The sequence below is a fragment of the Frankia sp. CeRuru1 genome (assembly GCF_977966315.1).
On record NZ_CDWWEW010000143.1, the window covers coordinates 7984 to 12483 of the forward strand.

Sequence of the window (4500 nt, forward strand, 5' to 3'; positions counted from 1 at the left end):
GCGGAGATGTGCACCCGTCCGGTCCGGTGGAGCAGTGTTCCCTGGCTCACGGTGTAAGGCGCGCTCGCTCGTCCGGTCCGGAGCAGCCATTGGGCGACGGACGCGTTGAGGCTTCCGGTTACCGGATCCTCCCTCATCGTGCCGTTCACGGGGAAGAAGGCCCGAACTTCGAACGTCTCGGTCGACTCTGGCGGATACGGGCCGAGCACGCCGAGATGCAGGTCGACGATGCCCGGTTGCAACGCGAGGACCGCCTCGGCGCTGTCGAGCAGAACAGCAATCCATCCCGGCCCGTTGTCCGCCCACTCGGCGGCCACGATGTCGTCGCGGGCGATGCCCAGCACCGTGCTGATGCGCTGGATGAGTGCCTCCTCGACCGGCCCCGAGCGTCGCAGCGGGGGTGCGGCGAACGCGAGTCCGTCCGCGGTCCGCCGAACGGGAATAAGCCCGGCACCGCACTCCTGAACGACCACATCGCCCCGTTCGGCCGGAGGCCGGGTGGTCAGCCAGGCGTGGCAGGTACCCAGCGTGGGATGCCCCGCGAAGGCCAGCTCGGCACCGGGCGTGAAGATCCGGACCCGGTAGTCGGCGTCCGGTGAGGTGGGCGGCAGGATGAAGGTGGTCTCCGAGAGGTTCGTCCACCGGGCGAACCGTTGCATCTCCTCCGGGTCGAGTCCCGATCCGTCGAGTACGACGGCTACCGGATTGCCCTGATATGGGGATCTTGAGAAGACATCGATCTGTTGGAAGGGACGCGGCATCGGCCCAGTGTCCCGCGGCCCGCCGGCTGACCGCGCGGATGCGGGCGAGGAATTCCTGGATTCCGATCGCCAGGCGGCTGGAGACGATGGGGCGTCACCAGGAGCGGGCCGGCGCGGGAATGCCTCCGGGTGCATATCAGCATGAAGGCGTGAGTTCCTCCGCCGACACCCATGGCCGACCCCATCACGCCGAGGCGGGTGGCCGCCCGCCTCCGCCAGAACCGCGAGGCCGCCCGGCAGAACCTCCGTGCCACCTCCGTGCCGAACCCGACTCCGAGACCAACCTGCGGTCCGAGGTGTGGTCGCTCCACATCGGGCCGGCGCTCGGGCTTGGCCCCGACGAGGTGGAACGGGACGTTCAGGAGCTCGTCGCGCACGCCCGAGCGGAGATCCGTAACGGCCAGGCCGAGCTGATGGATCCGGGAGTGATGGATCCGGGAGTGCCGTGACGCCTCAGGTTCATCGTCGGCGACGACGCGGATCCGGTACCTGGTGCCCGGTACCTGGTGCCGGGCGCGTGGGGCCAGGTCAATCGAGAGCGACGATTCAACCGAACGCGATGATTCAGTCGAGCGCGACGACGAGACCGCGCAGCTCGTAGGCCGCGATCTCGTCCCGGAGGGTGACCTGAGGTGGGCTGGCCATGCGTAGGCCGTCGAGCATGAACAGCTTGTGCAGGAAGATGTCGGTTTCGTGGATGGCGACGTGTGCGCCGGGGCATTTGTGGGGCCCCTCGCCGAAGCTCAGCCCCGCCGGACTCACGCCGTCGCCGATCGGGCGGGCGGGGCGGACCGTGTACGGGTCGGCGCCGATGGCCTGCGTGTCGACGTTGGTGCTGCTCACCGCGATGTCGATCTGGGCGCCGGCTGGGATCGTCAGCGGGCCGCGTGGGCCCGGTAGGTGGATGTCGGCTGTCGTGCGCCGTTTGAGAGTGGAGATGACCGGTTCCAATCGCAGGAGCTCGTGCAGGATCGCGATCCGTTCGGTCTGGTCGGCGTCGCGGTAGCGGGCGCGCAGTGTGTCGTCGGTGAACAGGTGCCAGGCGGCGACGTTGATGAACTCCCGGGTGGTGATCATTCCTGCGGGTGCGAAGGTGACGCACTCGGCGAAGATCTCGGCGTTGGTGCAGCCTTGATCGATCATGTGTGAGATGAGGTCGTCGGTGCGTCGCCGACGGCGGGCGCGTACCGCGGGGCGCACGTCGGCGAGGTAGAAGGCGAGGGCGTGGCGGTTCTGCCGGATGAACTGCCTGATGCCGCGGATGCTGGTGACATTCGGCGGTCCGAGGTCTCCCTGGGCGAACCGTTCCAGGCGGGCGGCCATGCCGGGGCGGCTGTTGGTGAGGCCGATCACCGCGGCGGCGACCTCGACGGCGAGGGCGAAGCTGAGCTCGGACAGGTCGACGCTCCGCTCGCGGCGCAACCGGTCGATCTGCTCGTCGGCGACGCGGTGCATCAGCTCGCGGTAGTGCTCGTCGACCCTGCGTAGAGTGAAGAATCGTGCGGTCAGCCGGCGGCGTTCCCGGTGCTCGGGGCCGTCGCTGTGCAGCACCGGCCGGCGGATCCGCTTGGGGATCGCCTTAGAGGCGTCGATACCGAGGCCGGCTTGCTTGGTTTCCAGGCTGCGCAGCACCGCCTGTCCGGCGGCGTACCCGCTGATCCGCCATGCGCCGTCGGCGTCCTGCACGACCGGGCATCCGCCGTTCGGGTCTTCGCGGTTGATCTTGCGTGCCGACGTCCCGACGTCGGTCACCACGGGATCCGCCATGGATTCTCCTTCCCAGGGCACTCCGGAAACCGGCCGGGGGCGCGGCTTCAGGGCCGTCATGACTGACCGGTGAGGCAATGGAGTGGTGCTGATGTCTATCGAATCGTTGGTGGATGCGAGGGAAAGCCTCCGCCGCCCCTGCGGCTGGCTTGTTCGGGTAACGGCTCGAGGCGGAGTCGGGTGGCATCGGAGGAAGCCGTCGGCCGGACGCCCGAAACCTCTTGCAATGGCCTGTGCGCCGGCAATGGTGCCCTCGGCGCGGGGAATCCGTAACGGTCCCGGCCGTGACGGTCCGCCAGGTTCGGCGGCATGCCTCAACGGTTCTGGCCGCTTTTCACGCTCCGCTTTTCACGCTCCGGGTCCGGGTCCGGGTCCGGGTCCGGGTCCGGGTCCGGGTCCGGGTCCGGGTCCCGTCCGACTTTACCGGAAGGATTGGGAGGGTCGGCTCATTCGTGCCCTAATTCGTGCCCTCATTCGTGCTCTCCGGGGCGCAGCAGCGGGCCGTGATCTGACTACCCAATTGTGTCGGTTGGTGGGCGGGGCGTTCACGCCGAGCGTGGTCACGGCGCTTTTTCGGAAGCTCGCCGTCATGGTCTACGGCAGGCCCGGCAAGGCGATCACGACGGGAATCACGTGTCGCGCCCTTCCGTGCCGCGTGAAGGATTTCACGCCGATCGGGACGCCCTCCGCGTCCCGCCGTACTTCCCGTCGGATGCCACCTCGGTGGTGCAGGTGACGCCCTTCCCGGCAGTGACCGCGCCACTGAACGTGAATGTTCCGGCGCCGGACGCAGATAGTGAATGCAGATAGCGAATGCATTATCATCTGGTATCTCGGTCGCCCGGCGTGGCCGGCGTCCGGCCGGACCGGCCGAGTTGTGGGGAGCAAGGCACGGTCCAGGGACCGCGGACCGTGCTCAGGTCCCCCAGATTCGCCGGCCGAAGGTCGGCCGAAGGATCGTGGGCGCCGCCTGAGTGAGCGGGTGCGAGCGGGTGCGGTGGGAGGCCGGCGCACGGTTGCACGGTTTGCGCGGTTTGCTTAGTTCGTGCGGTCCGGGCGGGGTGAGAGGACCGCCGATACCGCCGCCGGCCCCGTACCGGACCGGGAGATGGCCACCCTGGCCACGGCCACCCTCGCCGTCGCGCTCCGCGGGTTCACCTCCGTGAACTTGGGCGTCAGATCCGGTGTTCGGTAAGTACCTCGGCGGTGAGTTCCTGGGCTTTCTGGGCGCGGTCGGGTTGCGCGAGATGGACGGCCACGAACAGGGCGTCGAGGACCGTCGCGTGGATGATGCGGCTGCTCATGGCCTCGACTCGGTAGTTTGTTTCGCTGCTGCCGGCGACGAGGGCTACGTCGGCCAGCCTCGTCAGGGGGGATCGGAAGAAGCTGGTGAGGGCTATGGTCGTGGCCCCCGCCGCGCGCGCCGCGGCGGCGCCGGCCAGGGTTTCGCGGGTCTGCCCGGTGTGGCTGATGGCCAGGCAGGCGGAGGCGGGGGGCAGCAGGCGCGCGGCCACATGTTGGACGTGGGCGTCGGCGGGGGCTTCGACGAGCAGGCCGAGGGTGCGAAAGCGGTAGGCGGCGTCCTGGGCGAGCGGGGCGGACGTCCCCGCGCCGATGAGCAGGACCCGGTCAGCGCGATGCAGGGCGTCGACCGCGCGGGCGAATGCCGTGCGGTCGACGGTGCGGGTGGTCTCGGACAGGGCCGCCTCGGTGCTGCGGAGGATCTTCTCCAGGATGGTGGCAGGGGAGTCGGCGTGAGTGACGTCTTCGTGAAGGCCGCGTTCGGGGGGAATCGCTTCGCCGGCGAGACGGATCTTGAGGTCGGCGAAGCCCTTGAGGCCGAGGTCCTGACAGAACCGGACCACGGTCGCGACGGAGGTGCCGGTCCGATCGGCGAGATCGGTGACGGTGAGGTGAACGATCTCCCTCGGGTCACTGAGGATCAGCTGGCCGATCTTGCGACCGCTGGGAG

At 69.0% G+C, this 4500-nt stretch carries 4 protein-coding genes; 1 reads left to right on the forward strand and 3 read right to left on the reverse strand.

Annotation, left to right across the window (positions count from 1 at the left end; all coding sequences use genetic code 11):
• Window positions 1–761 (reverse strand): PhzF family phenazine biosynthesis protein (locus AC08OP_RS12330; protein ID WP_476614319.1); only part of this gene is annotated, 761 nt, incomplete at its 3' end.
• Between the two features lie 296 nt (window positions 762–1057).
• Here AC08OP_RS12330 and AC08OP_RS12335 point away from each other — a divergent pair.
• Window positions 1058–1210, forward strand: coding sequence for a hypothetical protein (locus AC08OP_RS12335; protein ID WP_476596893.1), 153 nt, complete (start codon window positions 1058–1060; stop codon window positions 1208–1210).
• 115 nt (window positions 1211–1325) lie between these two features.
• Here the strand turns inward: AC08OP_RS12335 and AC08OP_RS12340 are convergent, their stop codons facing one another.
• Window positions 1326–2528, reverse strand: coding sequence for a cytochrome P450 (locus AC08OP_RS12340; RefSeq protein ID WP_476614320.1), 1203 nt, complete (start codon window positions 2526–2528; stop codon window positions 1326–1328).
• A gap of 1175 nt (window positions 2529–3703) precedes the next feature.
• The coding region (locus tag AC08OP_RS12345; RefSeq protein ID WP_476614321.1) for a MurR/RpiR family transcriptional regulator at window positions 3704–4500 on the reverse strand (797 nt) is incomplete at its 5' end.